This is a genomic window from Amycolatopsis sp. SID8362 (assembly GCF_010550475.1).
Lineage (GTDB): Bacteria > Actinomycetota > Actinomycetes > Mycobacteriales > Pseudonocardiaceae > Amycolatopsis > Amycolatopsis eburnea.
Window position 1 is genome coordinate 1 of record NZ_JAAGNB010000422.1, and the last position, 968, is coordinate 968.

A 968-nucleotide genomic window follows, 5' to 3' on the forward strand; every position below is an offset into this window, starting at 1 on the left:
CGAGGCCGCCGGTGCCGCCGGTGACGAGCACCGTGCCCTCGGCGGCGAAGCCCGCGGCGGCGGGCTCCACCGGGGTGCGGGTCAGCCGCGGCACGAGGATCTCGCCGGAGCGCACCGCGGCTTCGGGCTCGCCGGCCGTGACGAGCGCGGTGATCGGACCGGACAGGTCGGTGGTGTCCGCGTCCACGAGGAACAGCCGGCCCGGGTTCTCCGCCTGCGCCGCGCGCACGAGCCCCCACACCGGTGCCTGGGCGAGGTCGAGGTCGCCGTCCGGCGTGACGGCGTCGCGGGTGACGACGACGAGCTTCGTGCCGTCGTACCGGTCGTCGGCCAGCCAGCTCCGCACGGCGGTGAGGACGTCGCCGGACACCGCCCGCACGGCCGGGAGCAGGTCCGTGTCCGGCGTCCGGCAGGAGAGGACGAAGACGTCGGGCACGACGTCTTCGTCGCGGCCGGTCCAGTCGCCGAGCAGCAGCTCACCGCCTGCCGGGGTGGCCGCGAGCGGGGTCCAGCCGATCCGGAACAGGCTCTCGCCGCCGGTCGCCGCGAGCTGCTCGGCGGAAACGGGACGGCCGACCACGGAACCGACCGACAGCACCGGGGTGCCCGTGTCGTCGGCGATGTCGAGGGTCAGGCTCTCGGCGGCGGGCCGGGTCAGCCGGACCCGCAGCACCGACGCGCCGGTGGCGTGCAGGGAGACCTGGTTCCACACGAACGGCAGGACGGTGGCCGGGCGGCCGGCACCCGGCTCCCCCGCGGTGAACAGCGACGCGTGCATGGCCGCGTCGAGCAGCGCGGGGTGGATGCCGAAGCGGCGGGCGTCGGCGTGGGCCTGCTCGGGCAGGACGACTTCGGCGAACAGCTCCCCGCCGCGGCGCCACGCCGCGCGCAGGCCCTGGAAGACCGGGCCGTAGTGGTAGCCCGCGGCGGCGAGGCCCTCGTAGGCGCCCTCGACGTCGACGGCCGTG

1 protein-coding gene is annotated in these 968 nt (G+C 76.7%); it reads right to left on the minus strand.

Going from position 1 to position 968, the window contains the following annotated elements; all coding sequences use genetic code 11:
* A partial coding sequence (locus tag G3I65_RS13490) for a polyketide synthase dehydratase domain-containing protein (protein ID WP_160696408.1) occupies positions 1-968 on the minus strand: 968 nt, incomplete at both ends.